The organism is Leptotrichia wadei (assembly GCF_007990445.1).
Lineage (GTDB): Bacteria > Fusobacteriota > Fusobacteriia > Fusobacteriales > Leptotrichiaceae > Leptotrichia > Leptotrichia wadei_A.
The window spans coordinates 444378-467584 of record NZ_AP019841.1 but is presented as its reverse complement, the minus strand read 5'-3'; the positions used below and the strand labels follow the sequence as shown (position 1 = coordinate 467584).

Annotated in this window: 22 protein-coding genes and 1 other RNA gene; 8 read left to right on the top strand and 15 right to left on the bottom strand. The window is 28.9% G+C overall.

Annotated elements, in window-relative coordinates; translation table 11 throughout:
- Window positions 1–138: 138 nt before the first annotated feature.
- From dapD to FVE74_RS02345, 3 genes are all read left to right on the top strand, one after another.
- Window positions 139–837 carry a 2,3,4,5-tetrahydropyridine-2,6-dicarboxylate N-acetyltransferase gene (dapD, locus tag FVE74_RS02355; RefSeq protein WP_147003027.1) on the top strand — a complete coding sequence of 233 codons (699 nt, stop codon included), beginning with the start codon at window positions 139–141 and terminating at the stop codon, window positions 835–837.
- Between the two features lie 176 nt (window positions 838–1013).
- Window positions 1014–2156: a tetratricopeptide repeat protein gene (locus FVE74_RS02350; protein WP_147003026.1), complete on the top strand. Its 1143-nt coding sequence runs from the start codon at window positions 1014–1016 to the stop codon at window positions 2154–2156.
- 108 nt (window positions 2157–2264) lie between these two features.
- Window positions 2265–3338 (top strand): S66 peptidase family protein, encoded by a 1074-nt coding sequence (locus tag FVE74_RS02345; RefSeq protein WP_147003025.1) that lies wholly within the window; start codon window positions 2265–2267, stop codon window positions 3336–3338.
- A 218-nt stretch (window positions 3339–3556) separates the two neighbouring features.
- On the opposite strand, the gene FVE74_RS02340 is transcribed toward FVE74_RS02345, so the two are convergent.
- Together FVE74_RS02340 and FVE74_RS02335 are read right to left on the bottom strand one after the other, a co-directional pair.
- Window positions 3557–4141 (bottom strand): hypothetical protein, encoded by a 585-nt coding sequence (locus FVE74_RS02340; RefSeq protein ID WP_147003024.1) that lies wholly within the window; start codon window positions 4139–4141, stop codon window positions 3557–3559.
- A gap of 573 nt (window positions 4142–4714) precedes the next feature.
- Window positions 4715–5374 (bottom strand): RsiV family protein, encoded by a 660-nt coding sequence (locus FVE74_RS02335; RefSeq protein WP_147003023.1) that lies wholly within the window; start codon window positions 5372–5374, stop codon window positions 4715–4717.
- Between the two features lie 208 nt (window positions 5375–5582).
- Between FVE74_RS02335 and rnpB the strand changes: the two genes are divergently transcribed.
- The 4 genes from rnpB (at window position 5583) to FVE74_RS02315 (ending at window position 11511) form a co-directional block, all read left to right on the top strand.
- Window positions 5583–5943: RNase P RNA component class A (gene rnpB / locus FVE74_RS02330), an RNA gene on the top strand.
- 310 nt (window positions 5944–6253) lie between these two features.
- The gene (gene glgP / locus FVE74_RS02325; protein WP_147003022.1) at window positions 6254–8518 is read left to right on the top strand and encodes a glycogen/starch/alpha-glucan family phosphorylase; all 2265 of its coding nucleotides are present in this window, start codon (window positions 6254–6256) and stop codon (window positions 8516–8518) included.
- Window positions 8519–8700: 182 nt separating this feature from the next.
- Window positions 8701–9384, top strand: coding sequence for an acetylase (locus tag FVE74_RS02320; RefSeq protein WP_147003021.1), 684 nt, complete (start codon window positions 8701–8703; stop codon window positions 9382–9384).
- 228 nt (window positions 9385–9612) lie between these two features.
- A complete protein-coding gene (locus FVE74_RS02315; protein WP_147003020.1) occupies window positions 9613–11511 on the top strand; it encodes an acyltransferase family protein in 1899 nt (632 codons plus the stop codon).
- A gap of 101 nt (window positions 11512–11612) precedes the next feature.
- Here FVE74_RS02315 and msrA read toward each other — a convergent pair whose 3' ends face one another.
- Both msrA and FVE74_RS02305 read right to left on the bottom strand, forming a co-directional pair.
- Window positions 11613–12116: a peptide-methionine (S)-S-oxide reductase MsrA gene (gene msrA, locus FVE74_RS02310; RefSeq protein WP_147003019.1), complete on the bottom strand. Its 504-nt coding sequence runs from the start codon at window positions 12114–12116 to the stop codon at window positions 11613–11615.
- 227 nt (window positions 12117–12343) lie between these two features.
- Window positions 12344–13546 (bottom strand): MalY/PatB family protein, encoded by a 1203-nt coding sequence (locus tag FVE74_RS02305; protein ID WP_147003018.1) that lies wholly within the window; start codon window positions 13544–13546, stop codon window positions 12344–12346.
- A 104-nt stretch (window positions 13547–13650) separates the two neighbouring features.
- Between FVE74_RS02305 and FVE74_RS02300 the strand changes: the two genes are divergently transcribed.
- Window positions 13651–14532 carry a TetR/AcrR family transcriptional regulator gene (locus FVE74_RS02300; protein WP_147003017.1) on the top strand — a complete coding sequence of 294 codons (882 nt, stop codon included), beginning with the start codon at window positions 13651–13653 and terminating at the stop codon, window positions 14530–14532.
- Between the two features lie 173 nt (window positions 14533–14705).
- Here the strand turns inward: FVE74_RS02300 and FVE74_RS02295 are convergent, their stop codons facing one another.
- From FVE74_RS02295 to FVE74_RS02245, 11 genes are all read right to left on the bottom strand, one after another.
- Entirely contained in the window at window positions 14706–15008 is a 303-nt protein-coding gene (locus FVE74_RS02295) for a hypothetical protein (RefSeq protein ID WP_147003016.1), read from the bottom strand.
- Entirely contained in the window at window positions 15008–15226 is a 219-nt protein-coding gene (locus FVE74_RS02290) for a hypothetical protein (RefSeq protein WP_147003015.1), read from the bottom strand. Before FVE74_RS02290 ends, FVE74_RS02295 begins: the two co-directional genes overlap by 1 nt.
- A gap of 48 nt (window positions 15227–15274) precedes the next feature.
- The gene (locus FVE74_RS02285) at window positions 15275–16291 is read right to left on the bottom strand and encodes a DHH family phosphoesterase (protein ID WP_147003014.1); all 1017 of its coding nucleotides are present in this window, start codon (window positions 16289–16291) and stop codon (window positions 15275–15277) included.
- A gap of 58 nt (window positions 16292–16349) precedes the next feature.
- Complete coding sequence (locus FVE74_RS02280; RefSeq protein WP_147003013.1) at window positions 16350–17189, bottom strand: sporulation protein; 840 nt, start codon at window positions 17187–17189, stop codon at window positions 16350–16352.
- A gap of 136 nt (window positions 17190–17325) precedes the next feature.
- The gene (locus FVE74_RS02275; RefSeq protein ID WP_147003012.1) at window positions 17326–18003 is read right to left on the bottom strand and encodes a 5'-methylthioadenosine/adenosylhomocysteine nucleosidase; all 678 of its coding nucleotides are present in this window, start codon (window positions 18001–18003) and stop codon (window positions 17326–17328) included.
- Between the two features lie 15 nt (window positions 18004–18018).
- The gene (locus FVE74_RS02270) at window positions 18019–18540 is read right to left on the bottom strand and encodes an FxLYD domain-containing protein (protein WP_147003011.1); all 522 of its coding nucleotides are present in this window, start codon (window positions 18538–18540) and stop codon (window positions 18019–18021) included.
- 162 nt (window positions 18541–18702) lie between these two features.
- Window positions 18703–19680, bottom strand: a complete 978-nt coding sequence (locus FVE74_RS02265; protein ID WP_147003010.1) for a type I phosphomannose isomerase catalytic subunit — start codon at window positions 19678–19680, stop codon at window positions 18703–18705.
- 330 nt (window positions 19681–20010) lie between these two features.
- Window positions 20011–20808: an energy-coupling factor ABC transporter ATP-binding protein gene (locus FVE74_RS02260; protein WP_147003009.1), complete on the bottom strand. Its 798-nt coding sequence runs from the start codon at window positions 20806–20808 to the stop codon at window positions 20011–20013.
- A 99-nt stretch (window positions 20809–20907) separates the two neighbouring features.
- Window positions 20908–21747, bottom strand: a complete 840-nt coding sequence (locus FVE74_RS02255; RefSeq protein WP_147003008.1) for an energy-coupling factor ABC transporter ATP-binding protein — start codon at window positions 21745–21747, stop codon at window positions 20908–20910.
- Window positions 21729–22484 (bottom strand): energy-coupling factor transporter transmembrane component T, encoded by a 756-nt coding sequence (locus tag FVE74_RS02250; RefSeq protein ID WP_147003007.1) that lies wholly within the window; start codon window positions 22482–22484, stop codon window positions 21729–21731. Before FVE74_RS02250 ends, FVE74_RS02255 begins: the two co-directional genes overlap by 19 nt.
- A 41-nt stretch (window positions 22485–22525) precedes the next feature.
- The gene (locus FVE74_RS02245; RefSeq protein WP_147003006.1) at window positions 22526–23122 is read right to left on the bottom strand and encodes an ECF transporter S component; all 597 of its coding nucleotides are present in this window, start codon (window positions 23120–23122) and stop codon (window positions 22526–22528) included.
- Between the last annotated feature and the right edge of the window lie 85 nt (window positions 23123–23207).

The following is a 23207-nucleotide window of genomic DNA, read 5'->3' as shown; positions in this document are numbered from 1 at the left end:
TTGTTAAATTCTAAACACATATAAAAGTATATTAATCAAATTAAAAAAATAATTATAGTTGTAAAAATCAAAAAAAAATGCTAAAATACGAAAAATGCAATGATTAAAAGTCAAAATATATAAAAATGGAGGAGTATAATGACAGAATTAGAAAAATCAAAGGCAATTATTCAATATATTGCTGATGCGAAAAAAACTACGCCTGTGGAACTTTATACAGATGAAGATATAAAAAATGCTTATTCTTGTAAAGTTATTGGAAAAGATGGATTAAAAGTAGTTTTTGGAGATTGGGAAGAAATTGATAAGATTATTAAAGAAAACAATCTTACTAATTATTATCTAAAAAATGACAGAAGAAATTCTGGTGTGCCTATGCTTGACATTAAAAATATTAATGCAAGAATTGAGCCTGGAGTATTTATCCGTGATAAAGTAAGCATCGGAGACAGAGCCGTTATTATGATGGGAGCTGTTATAAATATCGGTGCTGAAATTGGTGAAGGAACAATGATTGATATGAACGTTGTTCTTGGCGGACGTGCAAAAGTCGGGAAAAACTGCCATATAGGTGCGGGTGCAGTGCTTGCGGGAGTTATTGAGCCGCCTTCAGCTGATCCAGTAGTTATTGAGGATGATGTAGTTGTAGGAGCAAATGCAGTTGTGCTGGAAGGTGTAAGAGTTGGAAAGGGATCTGTCGTTGCGGCAGGAGCAATCGTAACCGAAAACGTGCCTGAAGGCGTAGTTGTAGCTGGAACGCCTGCCAGAATTATAAAAGGTGTAGATGCAAAAACTGCTTCAAAAACAGAATTAGTTGATGCCTTAAGAAATATTTAATATAAATAGAAAATAATCATAAAAATGCTTTTTGTAGAGTTTATTAAATTTTTTTATATTTTTTTATAAGCAAAATCAAATAAGCAAATGATATAATAAATGAAGAAGTTGCAAAAATTTTAAATATTATATAAATTTTTAATTTTTGTAAATTGTCAAATTAATTAGGAGGAAAAATGAAAAAACTATTACTAATAGGAGCCATTTTGGTCACAGGAGCCATCTCATTTGCTGATGGAAAAACAGATTATGAAAAAGCAGTGAAATTAGCTGGAGAAAATAAAATAACAGATGCTGTAAAAGTGCTAGAAGGTGTTGCAAAAGGAACAGACGCTTCTTATGCACAAAAAGCAAATCTTGAATTAGGAGCATATTACTTAAAAGATAATAAAGTAGATCAAGCAAAACCTTATTTACAAGCAGCTTGGGGAAATGGATCATCTACAACTCCAGAAGCTGTTGAAGCCGCAAGATTACTTTACCTTGTAGGAATCCAACAAAAAAACAAGGCTGAGGCTGAAAAATATATTATCTGGACAGATGAAAAATCTGGTGGAAACAATGCTGATGTAGTATCAAGCTTAATTATTTTCTACTTTGATAATAACGAACAATCAAAAGGAACTGCAAGATATAACAAAGCTGTACAATCTGCAAATAAAGATTTCGTAGCTGAAGTTAATTACAACATTGGGCAATATTATTTAACAAAAAATAATACTGCACAAGCCAAGTCTTACTTGCAAAAAGCATATACAGGAGCTTCAGACCGTGTAAACGGAGCAGGAATTTTACTAGCTGAACTTGCAATGAATGAAAAAAATCCAGCACAAGCTGAAAAATATTTATTAGAAATGAATACAGCCGCAAAAGGTAAAAACGGTCAAATCCTTGAAATATTAGGAACTTATTATTTACAACAAAACAACCCAGCAAAAGCTGAAGAATTTTTAACAAAAACAATAGCTGTTGAACCTAAAAATTCAGCTGCGAAAATATTGCTTTTAGGAATTTACGAAGTACAAAACAATACAGCAAAAGTAAATTCAATTTATAGCCAATTAAAATCAGCTTCACCAAAAGTAACAAATAGACAAATTGGAACTTACTTTGGAAGCGTTGGTGCAGGATCATTAGCTGAAAAATATTTGCAAAAGGCAATAAACGAAGACAAAGATAATAATGCAAAAGTTGTTTTAGGTCAAGTTTATGCTGGATTAGGTAAAAAAGCCGAAGCAATCAAAATTTTACAAGAAGCTGTAAATAACAAAGTAAATGGAGCAGCAGAAGTTTTAAAACAAGTTCAAGCAATGAAATAATAAACAATTGAAATAATGAATTGTAAAGGCAATGTATCTCTAACTTTTATCAGTTAAGATAAATTGCCTGTTTTTTTAAATAATCTAAGAAATTAAAATTTAAAGGATGTGAGAACAATTAAAGCAAATAAATTATTATTAATAGCAGTATTCGCCATAGCCAGCCTTACATTAAATGCCGCTACATACAAATCATCAAAATCTTCAGAAACAAGCACAAGAATAAGAAATTCCGCAAGTTACCAAAACAGCAAAAATACCACAGAAAATGAAATTATTATTCCAGAAGGCCTAAAACCTGGCGACACAATCGGTTTAATCGCACCTGCAAACTACACTAACGAAAACAGCAATGCAGAAGTGGAATATTTAAAAAGCAGAGGATTTAATGTTGTCTATGGTCAATCATTTTATTCAAAATGGTATGGATTTGGAGGAACTGACAATGTGAGAGCAAAGGATATAAACGATATGTTTGCTAACCCTAATATCAAGGCTATTTTCGCTGTACGTGGAGGATATGGCGGAATCAGAATCGTAGATAAATTAAATTACGATACGATTAAAAAAAATCCTAAAATCATCTCAGGATTTAGCGATAACACAACATTACTTTTGGCAATTAATGAAAAAACAGGACTTGTAACATTTCAAGGACCTATGGCTGATAACTTAAAAAACATTCCTCCTGTTACAGAAAATGCTTTTAACAAAGCGTTTATGAGCAATGAATCATACAACTTGCTAGATTTTGATGATACATATTCAATCATGAAAAATGGACGTGGAAGCGGAAAAATTACTGGTGGAAATTTATCCTTAGTAGTTGCAACGCTTGGAACGGATCACGAAATTAATACAGATGGAAAAATACTTTTTCTGGAAGAAACAAATGAAGCAAGCTACCGTATAGATAGAATGTTACAGCAGCTTAGACTCGCTGGAAAATTTGACAAATTACAAGGAATCATACTTGGCGACTTTAAAAACCCAAAACAGGCTGATCCTACAGACATGACAATTGACGAAGTATTCTATGACAATTTTGGAAAATTAAATATCCCAATCATAAAAAACTTCAAGTCTGGACATGTAAGACCATTTATAGCCATCCCAATAGGAGCAAAAGCTAAAATGGATACTTATAATCGACAAATTATTATAGAAAAAGCTACAAAATAAAATACAATCTTTATTTTTTAAATAAGGTTAAGTATAAATTAATACAGTTCCCAATCAAGCATATAAAAAAGAGGCTGTTCAAAATGATTAAAATTTTGTGTTCAGCTTCTTTTTTTATCAAAAAAATTGAGAATTTAATATCGAATATTTAAATTATATGCAATATTGAAAACTAGTGCCTTACTTAATTGTTCAAAATTTTAAATACACCCCAATTCTTACATTTTTTCTAATAAATAATCATAAATTTCTTGTATTTCTTTTGAATGTTCATCACTTTCATAAAAACTTGCTAAGGCATAATAATTTTCTGAAAGTTTTTTTAATTTTAAAATTAATCCTTCTTTGTCTTTTAATGTCTGTACACCCTTATTAACATTTATAATTTTATAATCTTTTCTATCAGTTCCATTAAATATTTTTTCTATGTCTCTTTTATCATAACTTTGAGAGGCTCTTAAATCCTCTATTACAAAAAAGCCTATTTTCTTTTTTTCATCATATAGATAATAACCATCTTTTATTTTTTTTAATATAAAATTTTTAGGAAGATTAACATTAAAAGTTTCATTGATTCCAGCTTTTACCACTACAATTTCTCTTTTCTTTAATGACTCAAAATAATTTTTAAATTCTAGAAAATTTTCTTCTGCAAAGATTTCTACTCCCTCGATTCCATTTTTTTTTGGTGATGGAGTACAACCAATTTCTTCACATATTCCCCAACCTACCAATGTAGTTAGACAAGAATTCAATCCAAATATTAGTATTACAAATAACAAAATATATTTTAATTTTCTCATTTTATTTTCCAACCCTTTCTCTCAGATTTTTTAAAACATCTTCTAAATTGTTGTTATTATTTTGTTGCAAATTATTTTTTATTTCAAGATTTTGAGTTTCTGTTTCATTTGTTTTCAATGAAGAATTTCAAAGCCATATTTTCCACCTGTTCTAATTCATCTAACTTATTTTTATATTCAAAATCTCCATCAAAATATATTCTATGCCTACTAAATTCTTTATTCAATATTCTTCATATTTGAAATTTTGACTCCTGTTAATATTAATTTATTCCCAACATCCTTTCTTATATTGTTTTTCTAAATTAATAAAGTCTGTTTTTGCTCAGTTCTTTTCTATTCAAGCTCTGAATATTAATAATTTATTCGATTTATTAACTGAAAAATATTCGCAAAAAATAAGATACAAAAAATCATTATATGTCAAAATTATTTTTTTTTGATTAGAAATTAATTAATAATACCATAAATTAATTAAAAAGTCAAGTTTATATACAAAAATATAAAAAAATACACTATCATAATTAAAGTAAATTATTTTTAGTGTATTTTTATATATATTTTCTATGTAAATTATCGCAAAAGACCAATCAAGTCTGTAAGCAAGAATGGAATATAAACTTCTCCATCAGCAAAGTTAGAAGCTTCCCCTTTATTGAAAATCAAGACAAGAGCATCGTTTTCCAAATAGAAACTTTGTTGTCTGTCAATATCATCAAGTTTATCAATTTGTGGAAGTCCAAACTGTTTAAATCTTGAATTTACAACATCTGTCAGTTCACTATTAAATCCATCTACAAATAAATCTTTAAGTTGCAATTGTTTACCACTTTTTAAGTTATAAGATATTGCATTATGAAGAACTGTCTTTTGTCCTGTATCGTTATCTGTTAAGTTAATTGTAAACAAAACGCTTAAAAATAAACTATTTTCCGCTGTAACTTCATAAGAAGTACTATATGATACATGCTTTGTGGATTTATATCTTGAAATAAAGTTTTCCATAATTGCATTCATATTCTTAACAATATCAGAATTTGCGCCACCTATAAACGATGGATAAGAAATTTTTGAGTTCTTCGTAATTTTTGTTCTAGGACTGACCTTTATACTGCTGCTTGATGTTGGAGAATACCCTTGAAATGTAAAAGTCGTATCAATCTTTTCCTTTTCCTTTGCAAATGACACATTAAATACAAGCAATGCCATAAAAAATAATGTTAATTTTTTCATTTTTATAATCACCTCAAAATTTTTTTCTAATTATTAAAACCTGTCTTATTATATCACAAGCAAGAAAATATTTCAAATTTTTTAATTTTTCTGCCACTATTTTTTTCAATATAACTGATAAAAAATTTATGTTTCTTCAAATTCTTTCTGAGTAAATAAAATAAAAGAATAAATTGACAAATATAACAAAAAAATGGTAATATAAATTCAGGTTTTGGAGTTAATCGCTTGAGAATTTTTAGAACAAAAATTTTTAAGAGGAAAGTCTGGACTTTGCAGGGCAAGAGAGGCAGCTAACGGCTGCTGGGAGAAATCCTAAGGAAAGTGCCACAGAAAAGAAACCGCCTGATTTTTTTCAGGTAAGGGTGAAAAGGTAGTGTAAGAGACTACCAGTGATTTAAGAGATTAAATCAGCTAGGTAAACCCCTCTCAAAGCAAGGGCAAGCAGAAAGCTGTTAAGAGACGGCCCGTCTTGGCTTGATTGGTAGCTCGCTAAAATCCATAAGCAATTATTGATTTAGATAAATGATTAACTAATACAGAATCCGGCTTATACCAAAGCCTATAAGACTCAGAAATTTTTCTGGGTTTTTTTATTTTTTTTTGATATTTTAAAAAAAAATTTTTTGTAAAGATACTTATTAAGTTATATTTTAAGCCTTTTGTCTACATTTACGTAAATGTCTTGACAAATTAAAAAAATAGTTATATAATAGGATCAACATAGTAAAACAACTTTAAAATTGGATACAAAAATTATGAATGGATACTCAAGCTATAGGTTCATTAATTTTAGTTTTCCAATTTTGAAGCAGTTTAAATGATATAAAAAAATATTATAAAATAAAAATAAAATTTAAAAGGAGACAATTTAAGACAGTGAGTTATAAATTTACAGATTTTTTAAATAAAAAAAATGAAAAGCAATTAAGCGAAATGACAAATCAAGAAATTTACTATAAGTTGCTTGAATATATTAAAGAAAGAGCAGATGAAAAAACTAAAAATGAATCTAAAAAGAAAATATACTATATTTCTGCAGAATTTCTAATTGGAAAATTATTATCAAACAACTTGATTAACTTGGGAATTTATAAAGAAGTTAGAGATGAATTGAAGGCTGCAGGAAAAAATTTAAGCCACGTGGAAGAAGTTGAAACAGAACCTTCATTGGGAAATGGTGGACTTGGAAGACTTGCTTCTTGTTTCGTTGATTCAATGTCAACTTTGGGAATTAATGGAGAAGGAGTTGGACTTAACTATCATTGCGGATTATTCAAGCAAGTTTTTAGAAATAATGAGCAAAAGGCTGAAGCAAACTACTGGATTGAAGATGAAAGCTGGTTAAGAGATACAAATATCGGATATGATGTTAAATTCAAAAATTTCACTTTACATTCAAAATTAAAAAGAATTGACATTTTAGGATATGAAAGAGATACAAAAAATTACTTAAATTTATTTGACATTGAAAGTATTGACTATAATTTAATAAAAGATGGTATTTCATTCGATGAAGAAAATATTGAAAAAAATCTAACATTATTCCTATACCCTGATGACAGTACAAAAAAAGGGGAATTGCTACGTATCTATCAACAATATTTCATGGTATCAAATGCAGCAAGATTGATTATTGCTGAAGCAACTGAAAAAGGAAGCAATATTCATGATTTAGCAGATTATGCTTTTGTTCAAATTAATGATACACATCCAAGTATGGTAATTCCTGAATTAATTCGTATCATGACTGAAGAACATAATATTTCTTTTGATGAGGCAGTGGAAATTGTAACAAAAATGACTGGATACACAAATCATACAATTTTGGCAGAAGCATTGGAAAAATGGCCTTTAGATTATTTGGAAGAAGTTGTGCCAAATATTGTTGAAATTATAAAAAAACTGGATAAAATTATAAAAGATAAATATTCAAATAAAAAGGTACAAATTATAGATGATCAAAATAGAGTTCACATGGCAAATATGGATATTCACTTTTCTTCAAGTGTAAATGGAGTTGCTTATTTGCATACTGAAATATTGAAAAATAGTGAACTTAAGGATTTCTATGAAATTTATCCTGAAAAATTCAATAATAAAACAAATGGAATTACATTTAGAAGATGGCTTGAAAGCTGTAATGAAGACTTGGCTGATTACTTCAAAGAATTAATTGGTACAGATTATTTAAAAGATGCTGAACAATTAAAGGAACTTTTGAAATTTGTAGATGACAAAAATGTATATGAAAAATTAGCGCAAATTAAACACGAAAATAAAATTAAATTGAAAAAATACTTAAAACATACACAAGGAATCATTATAGATGAAAATAGTATCATTGATACTCAAATTAAAAGATTCCACGAATATAAACGTCAACAAATGAACGCTTTATATGTAATTAAAAAATATTTAGATATTAAAAATGGAAAATTGCCTGAAACAAAAATAACAGTATTATTTGGTGGAAAAGCTGCACCAGCCTACATTATTGCCCAAGACATAATCCACTTGATACTTTGTCTATCAGAAATTATAAACAACGATCCAGAAGTAAACAAATACTTAAATGTTTACCTAGTTGAAAACTATAATGTAGGATTAGCTGAAAAAATTATTCCAGCAACTGATATTTCAGAACAAATCTCTCTTGCTTCAAAAGAAGCCAGCGGAACTGGAAATATGAAATTCATGCTAAATGGAGCATTGACACTTGGAACAATGGATGGAGCAAATGTGGAAATTCATGACCTTGTAGGCGATGAAAATATTTATATTTTTGGAAAACAAAGTGATGAAATAATAAAATTATATGAAACTTCAGGTTATGTTTCAAAAGATTACTATGAACAAGAAGGAATTAAAGAAGTAGTTGATTTCATAACTTCAGATGAATTAATTAAAGTTGGAAATAAAGAAAGATTGGAAAGACTTCAAAATGAATTAATAAATAAAGACTGGTTTATGACTTTAATTGACTTTGCAGATTACTGCAATACAAAGGAAAGAATGTTTAAAGATTATGAAAACAAAGACTTGTGGTACAAAAAAGTAATAAACAATATGGCAAAAGCAGGGTTCTTCTCATCAGATAGAACAATTGCACAATATGAAGATGAAATTTGGAAAACTAAATAATTAATTTAAGTAGAGAGGCTATCTTTAAATGGTAACTTTATTAAAGGTTAGCCTCTTCTTTTTTATCTTTAGTTTTTCTAAAATAATAATTAATGAAATCTAAATTTTTTTAAATATTTGACAAAAGTAAAATTATATTTTATAATAACTTATAATTTAAAATATAAAAAGGGAGAAATTTTATGAAAAAAATTTTATTTATGCTAGTTGTATTAATTTTTGGTTCTGGAATTATTGTTGCTGGCGAAGTTCCAGAAGATATTGTATTTGTAGGAGATTCAATAATGGATAGCAGTAAGCAGTATATTGCTCCTAATTTTAAAAATCCATATTTTGACACAAAAATTTCACGTCAATTTTCAACACTTCCAGGAATTGTTACAAAATTAGTTGAAAATGGAAAGTTGAAAACTACGTTAGTTGTTCACCTTGGAACAAATGGAAAATTTACAGATAAAGATTTTGACTATGTTATGAAAATGGCAAATGGGAAAGATGTATTCTTTATGAATACTGCACATAAAGATCCATGGGAACAGGAAGTAAACAAAAAACTTAAGGAAAAAGTTGCTCAATATCCAAATGCCTATCTTATAGACTGGTATTCTTACGCAAAAGGTAAAAATCAATATTTTTACAAGGACAGAACTCATCCAAATGATAAAGGACAAAGATATTATGCAGACTTTTTAACAAATGAAATTAAAAAACATTATCTTGAAGAAAATAAAGAAGAAGAAAATAAGGATACAAAAAATAATGATTCTTTGAAAAATAATCCTTCAAATCCACAAAATAATGATGGAAATAGTGAAAAAATAATAGACTTGAGAAATTTAACAAAAGATACAATAAAAAACTATTAATTTCATAATTCCAAAATATTCATAATTTAATTACAAAATTTCAAAAACTGCTTTAATTTCAAACTTAAATAGTTGAGCTATCACAAAAATAGATTTAACAATTTCTAATGTTTGTTTTAAGGTAGTTTTTTTCAATATTAATTTTTTTTAGCACTAAAAATTTTAATATTATATAAATCAAATAAATTATATTTAAAGAAAGAAAAAAAGAAAGGAATTTTTTTATTTATGAAAAAACAAAGAATACAAAGTCTTGACATATTAAGGGCAGTTGCACTTGTTCTTATTTGTGTCTATCACTGGTTTTCCTACAAGGGAACTTATATTGGAGTTGTTATATTTTTTGCATTAAGCGGATATTTGGTAACTGGCGGTCTGCTTTCAAGAGATTTTTCAATATTTTCTGTAATTAATCGAAGATTAAAAAAGATTTACCCAAGCCTTTTAATTGTTATCTTAATTTCAACTATAGCATTATATTTCGTAAATAATGGACTTGAAGATAAGTATAAATACAGCGCATTATTTTCAATATTAGGACTAAATAATATTTATCAAATTTTTTCAAAAATGTCCTATTTTGATAGCTTTGGAATTATTTTACCGCTTACTCATGTTTGGGCATTATCCTTTTTGACTCAAATGTATGTATTTTTTCCAATTTTAATTCAAGGATTGAAAAAACTTAAATTAAAAAATAACATAATCGGTATTGTTCTTTTGGTAATTGGGACAGCTTCAGGTTTAATGATGGCTTATGTATTTTATGTAACTTCAAATTCTCCAGAAGGAGCAGATTTTTCAAGAATATATTATGGAACCGACACTCGTGCATTTGCATTTTTCATTCCTGCTGGAATAGCTTGTTTTTATGCAAATAGGGAAATCACAAATAAAATCGAGAAGAAAATTGTATTTATTTTAGGAATACTTGGTTTAGCATCTCTTATTTTCTTTTCTTTTGGAATAGATTACAGAAATGCCTATAACTATTACGGATTGATGTTTTTAGCCAGTATTTTAATTGGATTTACAATCTTGCTATTTTCAAAGCCAGAATTACAGAAATTCAGTCTTTCAAAACATCCAAAAATTTTTAATCCAATTATAAGATTAGGACAGCATCAGTATCAGTACTATTTATGGCAATACCCTATCATGATATTTACACGTGAATATTTTAAATGGGCAAAACTTTCAAATATGCAGAAATTTTTCATTCAAGTTGTTATTCTAATTGTAATTTCAGAACTATGCTATATTCTGCTTGAAAAAAATAGCAAGAAATATGAGAAAGCTATAAATTATGCGAGCTATCCAGTTTTAGCTGTTATTCTTGCAATTTTAGTATATTCTCCAGTTTATGAAAATAAAGATCTGGAAGAAATGAAGGAAGTGCAAAAAACTTTGGAGACTCCAGCCGTGGAAGAAAATAAAAAGGAAACTCCAGCAAATACTGCTTCTGCAGCAGCACAAAATTCCCAAAATGAAGAACTGACAATAGATAAATTGCTGGCGGCTTTAAATACACCTTCAAAAAGTATTGAAGCGGAATCTAAAATTCAAGATGAAATTTTGAAAAAATATCCAAACGATGAAAGGGAAATATTGTTTATTGGAGATTCGGTACTTCATATGACAAAATTTGATTTGAAGAAAAAATATCCAAATGCCATTATAGAAACAAAAGTCGGTCGCCAATTTTATGAATTGCCAAACATGTTAAAGAATTTTGCTCAAAATGGAAAATTGAAAAAAATAGTCGTTATTGCTCTTGGTACAAATGGTACAATTTTTGAAAAGGATATGAAATCTGTTTTACAAACGTTGCAAGGTCATGACGTTTACTTTATAAACACAGTTATGCCTGACCCATGGCAAGATAGCGTTAATGCAGAAATTAAAAAAGTAAGTTCTGAAAATCCAAATATAAAAGTAATCGACTGGTATTCATATTCAAAAGGAAAACAGCAATATTTTTACAAGGATGGAACACATCCAAAACCTCACGCAGCCAAGAGATATGTAAATCTTTTATATTCTGTTTTAAGTAAAGATATTATAAATTCTAATAAATCAAATTCAGGTAATTCAGGTAATTCAAGTAATTCAAGTAATAGCAATTAATACTTAAAATTCATAACAAATCCATTATTCTAATGGAAAATAGATAAAATCAAAAAAAGCAAAAGTCGGGATTTCCCGACTTATTATTTTATACTCTTATTTTATTCCTTTGAAAAAATTTTTATAGCATTTTCAAGATCCAGATGACAATATCCATTAGGATTCTTATCTAAATAATTTTGATGGTATTCTTCAGCCAGGATATAATGTTTTAACGGCCTAACTTCTACTTGAATTTCTCTTGAATATCTGTTCTGCTCATTTTCTACCCTTGTCCTTATTGTATTTAATTCATCTTTATCCACATAATAAATTCCAGTTCTATATTGTCGACCTTCATCAAGTCCCTGTCTATTAATACTTGTCGGGTCAATTATTGAGAAATAATAGTTGAGAAGCTGATTTAGAGATACTTGATCTGCATCGTACGTTATATGCACAGTTTCAACGTGATCAGTCATTTTTAGAATATCATAATTAGTATCTAGAGTTTGTCCGTTTGCATAGCCAACTGATGTTTTAATAACACCTGGAGCCATTTTAAAAAACTTTTCCACACCCCAGAAACAACCTCCAGCCAAATAAATTTCCTTAATGTTTGCCATAAATTACATACACCTCCTTTACTTTATAAGTGGCAACAACTATAAAATTGTCCATATATTTACTTTTTCGTTTCTATTCCATCATAACAATCGGTTTTTTTATAATTTTCATGTATTGTCATAATTGTATGTTGTAATTATACAGGCTAATAAATAGAAATTACTTAATTATTCCTTTGTAGTTACTTATTAAGGTGTAGGTGTATGTAATTATTAATAAAATTATTTTATTTTAATTTTTTATTTTCATTTGAAATTGCATCTTTTAACTGATTTAACGCTTTTTCTAAAACTGCTCTAGGACAAGCTGTATTTAATCTCATAAATCCTTCTAATCCCCTTTGATATACTCGCCCTTCATTTAATCCCAATTTTGCCTTTGTCAGCATAAATTTTTCAAGCTGTTCCTGATTAAATCCAAACTTTTCACATAATTTTCTGCAGTCTAGCCATACTAAATATGTTGCTTGCGGAATATTTGGCGTAATTTCTGGAATATATTCCTTAAAGAAATTATTTAAAAATAAAATATTATTTTCCAAATATTTCTTTAATTGCTTTAAATATTCCTCTCCACCATCAGAATAGGCCGCAATTGTAGCAACTAAATTAAACGGATTATTTCTATGAACTTCCAAATCCTTCCAAAATCTGTCAAATTTGGCTTTTACTTCCAAATTATTGAAAATTATTGTGGCACTTTGAAGACCAGCAAGGTTAAAGGCTTTTCCTGTCGAAGTACAAGTTATCGTATTTTGTCTAATTTCTTCAGAGACACTTGCCATTGGAATATGCTTGTTATCCCACAATGTCAAGTCAGCATGAATTTCATCTGAAATTACAGGAACTTTATATTTTATGCACAAATTCCCAATTGCCTCTAATTCTTCATGTGTCCACACATGTCCTAAAGGATTGTGAGGATTACAGAAAATAAATAATTTTGGATTTTCTTTTAATTTATTTTCCAAATCTTCCAAATCAAGCGAGTATTCTCCATTTTTTTCAATAAATTTATTTTCGATAATAATTCTTGCATTATCTTCACTAATATCATAAAATTCTGAATAAACAGGCGTCTGTATTAAAATTTTGTCACCCTTTTCAGAAAAAAGCTGTATTAATGATCCTAATGTCGGAACAACTCCAATACTAAAACTAAGCAGTTCTTTTATTGGTTCCCATCCAAATCTTCTCTTTTGCCAATTTATAAATGACTCAAAATATTCGTCAGGACGGTAAACATATCCAAAAATTCCGTGCTGAGCTTTTTTTTCAAGAGCATCGATTATGGGCTGCGCTGTCTTAAAGTCCATATCTGCAATCCAAAGCGGAATTACATCATCTACTCCAAATTTTCTCATAAGTTCATTGTATTTTACAGAATGATTGCTCTTTCTGTCAATAATTTCATCAAAATTGTATTTCATAAAATCACATCCTTTTATTTATTTATAGTTTTTAATTATTTTTATTGACAATCCTCAAATTAAATTATAAAATATATACAAAATACTGTAAAGAGGTAAATTTAATGACTAAAAAATATAGCAAAAATTTTATAATACAGCAAAGTGCAAAGCTTTTTTATTACAAAGGCTACAAAAACACGGAATTAACCGATATTTTTAAGGCTTGTGAAATGCCTAATGATATTTTCTATAAATTTTTTTCCAGCAAGGAAGAACTTCTTATTGCTGTTATAAAATATCATACTGAAAATCTTATAAATTTTTTCAACAATAATGTAGATGACTTGTCAATTCAAAAATTTCACTATTTTTTTGAAAAATATTTTGAAAACATTGAAAATAACAAATTTCACGGAGGAAGTCCGCTTGGAAATCTAGCTCTTGAACTATCTGATATTAACAAAAATATCCGTGAGGAGCTTGTAAAATCATACAAAAAAATCGAACTTAGATTTTCATTTTTTATAACAACATTAAAATATGCTTTTCCTGAAAAATATGATAAGATTGTCCCTGAAACAATAGCAAGAATTTTAATTGCTTTATTAGAAGGTACTATTCTTATGTTAAAAACAGAAAAGGAAAGTTCTGCAATTAATGACTTCTTTGTAATTTTTGACTCGATTTTCATAATTAATGAGGCTGATGAAAATAAAGAAGCCAAAAAGGAGAAAAAAAAGAAATCTCAAAATCAAAACCCTTATGTTCAAAATAACGAAGAAAATACCGATAATATTTCTCAAAATATTCTAAAAAATATATCACAAAAATCTAATAATGCTGATCAGGAAATTGGAAAAATTGAAAATTCTAACATAGAAGAAAATAATTATTTTAATGATGACATCTACTATGATGTTGATTCAGACAGCTTAATTAATGTCTTCAATAATTTAGAATCTTCAAAAAAAAATGAAGATAATAATGAAAATAATAACAAATAAAAATTTAAAGAAAATATAAATTTCTTCTTTTATAAGGTTTAGTAAAAAGTTTTAACTTCATATAAATAAAAAATGGAGCTCATTAATAAATAAGACCTGTTCAATAACTTCATTTTTTGTTTCCACAGGGGGTCTTGCCCCCTTTCTTTAGAATACTTGCTTTAATAAAAATATTATTTATATTCAAATCTTTCACTAGAGACGATTTTACCGTCTTCTGTTACAAATACCTGATAATATGCCTGTTTACCATATAAAATTACCTTCCAGTTTCTAAATCCCTTTTTATAAAGCCCAACATTTTCTGATTTTACATCTTCACTAAATTTTTTCTTTATTTCAGCAATACTATTATTTACAACTACATCCCTTGAAACGACTGCTGAATCTGGAACTGTTCTTTTACCAACCGATGAACAGCTTATCAATATTCCAAACCATAAAACCATTGCTATTCTTTTTATTTTATTTTTCACTATTTATCCACAACCTCTATTTTAATTTCAAACTGTAATTGCTTTTTTTCCTTATCCAAATATTTATATTCTATTTTTTTCAAAACAGCATCTGGATTATTTTCCAAAATTTCATTAATATTTTGATTAGCCTTCTCAATTTCTTGAAAATTCGCTGCGAGCTGATTATTTGAGAAGCCTTTTATTTTTAAATAATTAAACATATTAAAATCAACCATTAAACTCTCCTTTCCTCAAATCCTCAAATTAAAATTTTTTATTTAAATTTATTTTTCTAATTCCTTATATGTTTTTTCTAAAATTTCCTCAAAAGATAAATCTGTCTTAAATCCAGCGGCTTTTATATGTCCTCCGCCACCAAAAATTGAAGCTATTTTATTTACATCATATTTATCATTTGCACGAAAACTTCCCTTTAGAGAACCATCAATATTTTCCCTTACAAACAGAGAAATTTCCATTCCTTCAATTCTCAAAAGCATTTCTGCCGTACCATCTGTATCATCCTTTTCAATTCCCAGTTCCTTCATTTTTTCCTGTGTCAAATAATAACTGGCAAACTTATATTTTTCATTAATTTTTTTATTTTTATAAACTTCACCAATTAATTCAACCTTTTTTTCACTAACTTCAAAAATAATATTGGCAATTTTGTGATTATTCACACCTGCTCCAATTAATTTTGAACAAACAAGAAAAGTATGTTCTGTAACATTGTCATGCCTAAAGTTTCCAGTATCGTTAATTATTCCAAGATACATATACTCAGCAATTTTTTTTGTCAATCCAATATCAAAAATTTCTAAAAATTGATACAAAAGCTCACTTGTGCTGCAAATATCCTCCACATAGTTAAAATCAGCATGTTCAGTATTGCTTACATGATGATCAATATTGATTGACTTTTTACTTAATTTCTTTATTTCTACAGACTTTCCATATCTTTCCTCATTTGCACAATCTAAACTTATAAACAAATCAAATTTTTTACTATTTTGAGCATCTTTATTAAATTCATCACAAAATTTTTCATAATTCCAAATTAACTTTGTATCTTCAAAATGTCGCATATATTTAGGAAGTTTGTCATCAATAATAATTTTTACATCCTTTTCAATATTATTTTTTTGGCAATATTCATTTATCATAAAATAAAATGCCAAAATTGAACCGAGCGCATCTCCGTCAGGATTAACATGTGCCGTCAAAATGATACTTTTAGCAATCTTTACTTCTTCTACAATCTCTTTTGGTATAATGTTTCCTTTATAATTTTTATTCATAAATTTATTTTATTCCATTCTTTAAGTTTATTTTTATTTTCAAAAACTTTTATTCTTCCTATTTTCCAACTGAACGGATCATATAACCGCCACCTGCTCTTTTTGCTTGATTTTCCATAGCTTTTAATGTATTAGGATTATCTGTCATATTTGACATTACTACATAAGCTGTTTTACCGTTTACAGTCGTTTTTTTATAATAAAAGTTTCCACCAAGCCTTTTTGCTATTCCTCTTGCTGAAGCTTCTGTTGTTACTGAAGCCACTTGAATGTACTTTTTAGGCCCTTGATGTTTTTTTGCATTTTCTCTAGCTCTTTTTGCCGCTTCCTCTTTGGCTTTTTTAGCTGCCTCTTCTTTTGCACGTTGTCTTGCCGCTTCTGCTCTTGCCTGTGCCGCCGCCTGTTCCTTTCTTGCCGCTTCTATTTGCTGCTGTTTTTTTATTTCGGCTTGTCTGGCTGCAAGTTTTGCCTCTTCCTGACGTTTTTGCTCAGCCGCTTTTTGTTGAGCCGCTTTTTGCATTTCCAACTTTTGCGCTTCTAATTTTGCCTGCTCTTCCTTTTTTTTAGCTTCATCTGCTGCTTTTGCATCAGCCTTCTGTTTATTAGAATTTGCAGAATTCTTTTGTAAATCTACAGTTTCTGCCGGTTTAGCCTGCTCCATCTCCTTTGCAACTGTTTCATTGTTATTTTCCACAACTTGCTTTGGCAAAGTCAGGTTATTTTTATAATCCTTTGAATTATAAAAATTCTTATTTCTTACTTTCATATCCTTTGTAATGCTCTCAGTCGTATTTACCTTTGACTTTTTATATCCCGTAACAAGCACCGCTCCATAAACCACAATTGCAACAATTCCCACAGCTCTCATAACTTTAAACGGATTTAATCGAAAACTCATATTTTTCTCCCTTCATTTCCTTATTTTTATTTACTTTTTACAAAAAATCTTAACTTTTATTATACAAACAAATTTTTTGCAAGCATTAAATAACTTTTTTTACAACTTCCTATTTTAAAACATTCTATTTTTTATATTATAAAGTAATCTCTTTTAATATTCTGGTAGAATTTTTTGCTGCCAATTTTACAAAAGTCTCATATTCCATATCAGACTCATCTGTGATTGAATCAGAAATTGAACGAATTATTAAAAATTTCACGCCTAATCTTGTGCAGACTTGAGCCACAGCACCACTTTCCATATCCACGCAAAGCGCTTCAAAATCCTTCCCAAGCCGAATCTTCACATCCTTTTTACTTACAAACTGATCTCCTGTCAAAATTCTTCCAAAAAATATGCAATGATCAAAATCATTTACATTTCCAGCCTTTTCAACCAATTCCTTATCCGATTCAAAAGCCCATTCCTTCATTTGCGGAATCTGTCCCATTTTATATCCAAATGCTGTAGCATCAACATCGTGCTGAACAATGTCACGCCCTATAACAACATCCCCAACTTTCAATCTTTCATCCAATGACCCAGCCACTCCAGAAAAGATCACTTCACTCACTTTAAATTTTTCAATTAATAAAGTCGCTGTAATCGCAGCATTTACCTTCCCAATTCCAGATTGTACAAAAACAACATCCCTATCGTTAAATTTCCCAGTAAAAAAAGATATTCCGCTTATCACAGTTTCCTTAATTTCCTTAATTTCCTTTTTTATCGCTTCAGCCTCTTCAACCACTGCCCCAATAATTCCTATCATTTATTCCCTCCTATTTTATTTTTCTTCAACATTATTAATATTGTCATTATCTTCATCATTGCCTTCGATAATCATATTTGTATTTCCCTCATAAATATACGTATCCTTCAATTTACAAGTTTTTGTTTCATTCGTATTAAGAATCGCCTGAAATTCCCATTTTTCATTTTTTGCAAGTGAACTGATATTATCTACAGCATCTCCTACTTTCGCTCCATTTTTATCAAAACATGGAATTTCAATGGTCAAATTTTTTTTAGTCACTCCATTATGTGTCAAAATTCCTGTAACAATGGTCTTTCCACCAGTTATTTCCACTTCTGCATCTGAAAATTTATATTTTGTATTTTTAGCTTTAATTTCTCCATTACTTCCGCCAATAATACCTCCAATTAATTTCCCAGTTGTTCCAATAACTGCTCCTGTAACTCCACCAGCAGCCTTTATAGTTCCTCCTACTACACTTCCAACTCCACTAATAATTCCACAAGATGAAGTTCCCAACATTATTCCAAACAATAAAATCCTTCTTTTCACTTTTTTTTTCCTTTTTATAAAATTCGATACTTGACTTCTTGTCATCTTTTTGTTAAAAAATGTCATTCGTATAATATTAGAATAACATATTCCCACTAAAAAAACAAGGCAAATCATCTAATTTTTGCCTAAAAGAATACTAGAATCCTTGCCCATATTTATTTAAATTATTGTTCTTAAAATTTCAAACTTCCCAACAGTTTTTGTCTTAATTCCAACAGGAATTAAAATTGTTTCACCCTTTTTAACCGAAAGTTCTTCATTTTCTCCCCACACAATTTTCCCTTCTCCTTCAAGGAACGAGTAAATTGTCATACTTTCATTATTTACATCTTCAAAAGAACCATTAAATCTTATTTTATCAATCGAATAATATTCTTTTTCTATAATATTCTTTTTCAAAATATCTTTCCCATTTTCAGATTTATCAAAATCAGTATTCTTAATTTCCACTTCCTTTCCAAAATCAATTACATCAGCTGAATCCTGCAAATGCAGCTCCCTTTTCTTCCCGTTTTTATCAATTCTGTCAAAATCATAAATTCTATAAGTGACATCTGAATTTTGCTGAATTTCCGCAAAAATTACGCTCCCTTTTAGTGAAGCATGAACTGTTCCTGGCGTAATATCAATAAAATCACCCTTTTTTACAGATTTTTCTTCAAATAATCCATCAAAATCATTTTTTTTCACTTTTTCCAAAAATTTTTCCTTCGTAACTCCAGGCTTTATTCCTAAAATTAAAGTAGCATCATCACTTGCCTCCATTATATACCAAGATTCACTTTTCCCAAATTCATTATGTTTTTTTAAGGCAACTTCATCACTTGGATGCACTTGAATTGAAAGTCTGTCATTTACATCAAGATATTTTATAAGTAACGGAAATTTATTTGGATATTTTTCATAAACCTTTTTTCCTGTAAGTTCCCCCTTATACTCCTTGTAAATATCATCCAGCCTTTGCCCAGCTAAAGCACCATTTTCCACAATACCCATTCCATGCGGATGTGCCGACACTTCCCAAGATTCACCAATTTTCTTGCCTTCAGGCAGTTTCATTCCTAATTTTGTTTCAAATTCACGTCCACCCCACACTTTTTCCACAAAAAATTTTTTAAATTTCATTGGATATAACATAAAAATATTCTCCTTTTTCATAATTTTTGTATCTTTTTATTTTATAATAACATTTTAAAATAAATTTTACAATGATGTAATTAAAGTTTTACAAAAAAAACTGCAAATAATATCTGTAAGGAAAAAAGATTTTTTTATTTTTGGTGTGTTATCCTCGACTTAAAAAATAATAGACAACTGTAATTTGAATTATGATATAAAAAATCGTTAATATAAAAACTGCCCTGTATTTTAAGGCAGTTTAACCGATTTTTCTATCTACAAATATCTGTTTTTTTACAATTTAATTATACTATAAAAAAATCTTTACCTATTAATTTGAGAAAATTTTTAATAATTTTCCACAAATTCTGTAACATTTAAAACTTTCCCATCCAATTCCATTTCCCTAGCCAAATCACTAATATACGGCTGTTTCACCATACTTTTTTCCAAAGTGTCAAATTGCCAGAAAATATCACGTTTATCTCCATCAGCGATAACTTCTCCATTTGTCATTACGATTACCCTGTCAAAATTTTTTACTACAAATTCCATATCGTGAGTTATTGTAATAATTGTTTTTCCCTGTTTCTGAAGTTCATCAATTAAGTTATGCAAAACTTTCATTCCTTTAAAATCCTGTCCTGCTGTCGGCTCATCCATTACAATGACATCTGATCCCATTGCAATTACTGCGGCTATTGTAACAAATTTTCTCAGTGAATATGGCAAGTTATATGGATTTTCCCTTTGATATTTTTCAAGTTCTGTTAATTTTATGGCATTTTCTACCATTTTTTTTATTTCATCAGGAGAATATTTTAATTTTTTTGCTCCAAAGGCTATTTCATCATAGACATTATTGTGAAATATTTGATCCATTGGATTTTGAAAAACATATCCGACTTTTCGGCTCATTTTAGCAACTGTGTAATCTTTTGTGTTCCAGTCATCTGCAATCACATCTCCGCTTACTGGCTTTAAAAGTCCATTTAACATTTTTACCAATGTCGTTTTCCCAGCTCCATTTTGCCCAATAATTGCAACTTTTTCGCCTTTTTTAACTTCAAGTGAAACATTATTAAGTACATTTTCAGTTCCATTTGGATATTTAAAACTTAAATTTTTTACAGTAATAAAACTCATAATTAGCTCCTTCTTCAAGTTTGTCAAATTTAACAAGGGGTCGAAACCCCTTGCTTTAGAATATTTTTTCGTAAATTTTCAAAATATTTATCAATTTTTTTACTTTTTTAACAACTCTATTACTTTTTCTTTAGTTATTGGAATTTCTTCAAATTTAGCTTTTCCCACCTTTTCAAGTTCATAAGCAAGCATCGAATACTGTGTCATCCCAATTTCTTTTTCCAGCAAAATTTTATTATTTAAAACTTCATTCGCTTTTCCGCTCAAAATTATTTCTCCTTCATCAAGAACAAGAATATTTTCGGCATATTCTGCAATAAGTTCAAGTTTATGCTCAACCAGAATTATTGTCTTTCCTTCATTTGCCATTAAATTTATAATTTTGAAAATATCTTCCGTTCCTTTTGGGTCAAGCTGTGAAGTTGGCTCATCAATAACGAGAATATCGGGGTTCATTGCGATGATTGAGGCAAGGGCGACTCTTTGCTTTTGCCCACCAGATAAATTGTATGGATTTTTATCACGAAGTTTTTCGATTTCAAGAAGCTTTAATATTTTTTCCACTTCTGAAATTATTGTTTCACGTTCTATTCCTAGATTTTCCAATCCGTAAGCTATTTCTTCAAAAACTGTATTTTTAACACCGCTAATTTGAGTAAATGGATTTTGAAAAACGAATCCGATCCTTTGGACGATTTCCTTTTGGCTATAATCTTTTAATTCCTTGCCTTCTAAAGTTATTTTCCCTGTTAGTTCGCCTTTGTAAAAATCAGGCACAAATCTTCTTAAAATATTGCAAAATGTTGTTTTTCCACTTCCATTTTTTCCAATTACAGCCCAAAATTCGCCTTTTTTTATTTCGATATTTATATTTTGCAAAGTATTTTTTTCTTCCAATGGATACTTATAGTTTACATTTTCTAATTTAAGATAGCCCATAAAACCCTCCAAACAATACTCAAAACTATAAAAATAGCCAGTATAACTTTCATTATTTTATCATTTTTTGTTTCTTCAATATCGTATAATATTGTTCTTTTTTCTCCAACAGAAAATCCACGTGCTTCTAATGTAATTGCCCGTTCTTCTGTATTCGCAATGGAAGAAAGTACAAGTGGAATAAATATAGGAATTAACGCTTTTGCCCTGACAAAGACATTTCCTTCAGTTTCAATTCCCCTTGCCTTTTGTGAATCCATAATAACATCTGCCTGCTTTTTCATTTCTGGTATTGTTTGCAAAGTAAGCATTAAAATAAATGCAGCTTTCGGATTTAATCCCTTTTTTTCAAGTGCAAGAGTAAAGTCCTTTACTGGGGTTATTAAAGTCAGCATTGTTAAAGCACTTACAATCGCCGTTAACTTAGATGTCAGACTTATAGCCTTCATTACTCCTTCCTTGTAAACCGAAATAAATCCAAACTTTAACCAAACTTCACCTGCTGGTATAAAAAGGCTTTGAATAATAAATATCGCTGTAAAAAGCCAGAATAAACTTAAAAATATTCTTTTGCTGTAAATTTTTAATTTATTTTCAAAAGAAACTATAATTCCACAAATTATTATCATTGAGTAATCATAGATGTGACTTGGAATAATAAATGCTGATATTATCAATGCCAAAGCCAAATATAGCTTTGTCAGCGGGTAAAGTTTTTTAAAAAAATCTTTTTTCATAACTTATTTGTTTTCCTTATTTTTTTTATTATTTTTATATTCTATACTTTTTGATTATTTATATAATTTTCTCCATATTTGAATTTTATCAAATATCTAGGCGACATTGCCTTAATTATTGCCATTGCAACTATTGCTGTTATAATTTTGTCGGTTGTTTCTGTAATAAAATTCGTACTAAAAACGGCTGTCCAAATATTTTGACCTGTTGCCAGGAAAAATGCAGTTACTCCAAATGTGGAATTTCCAGTATTTCCACCATAAACCATTACTATTATCGGTGCAGATACAACTATCGCAATAAATACAAGACAAAATGCACAGACTAATGTTTTTATTACAATATTTTTCATTCTAAATCTTGCTAAAAATCCCATAGTAAGCGCCATAATTACCGCCACTGGTATAAATGCGAAATATTCAGGAGAAAAACTTCCCGTAATTAAACTTGTAATAACAGCTGTTACAACTCCTACCCAAGGCCCTGCTATAAGGCTGATAAACACTGTTCCAATTGAATCAAGAAATATTGGCACTTGCAGTAATTTAACAAGCCCAAATCCTGTAAAATTAATAGCTACCGCTACTGGTATCAACAAACTTGACATTAAAGAAAAATCATTTTTTAAACTTTTCATTTTTTTGCCTCCTTAAAAATTTATTTACATATATTTTAAAACATATTTGTTAATATTTCAACCTTTAAGAAGAATTTTTGTTACT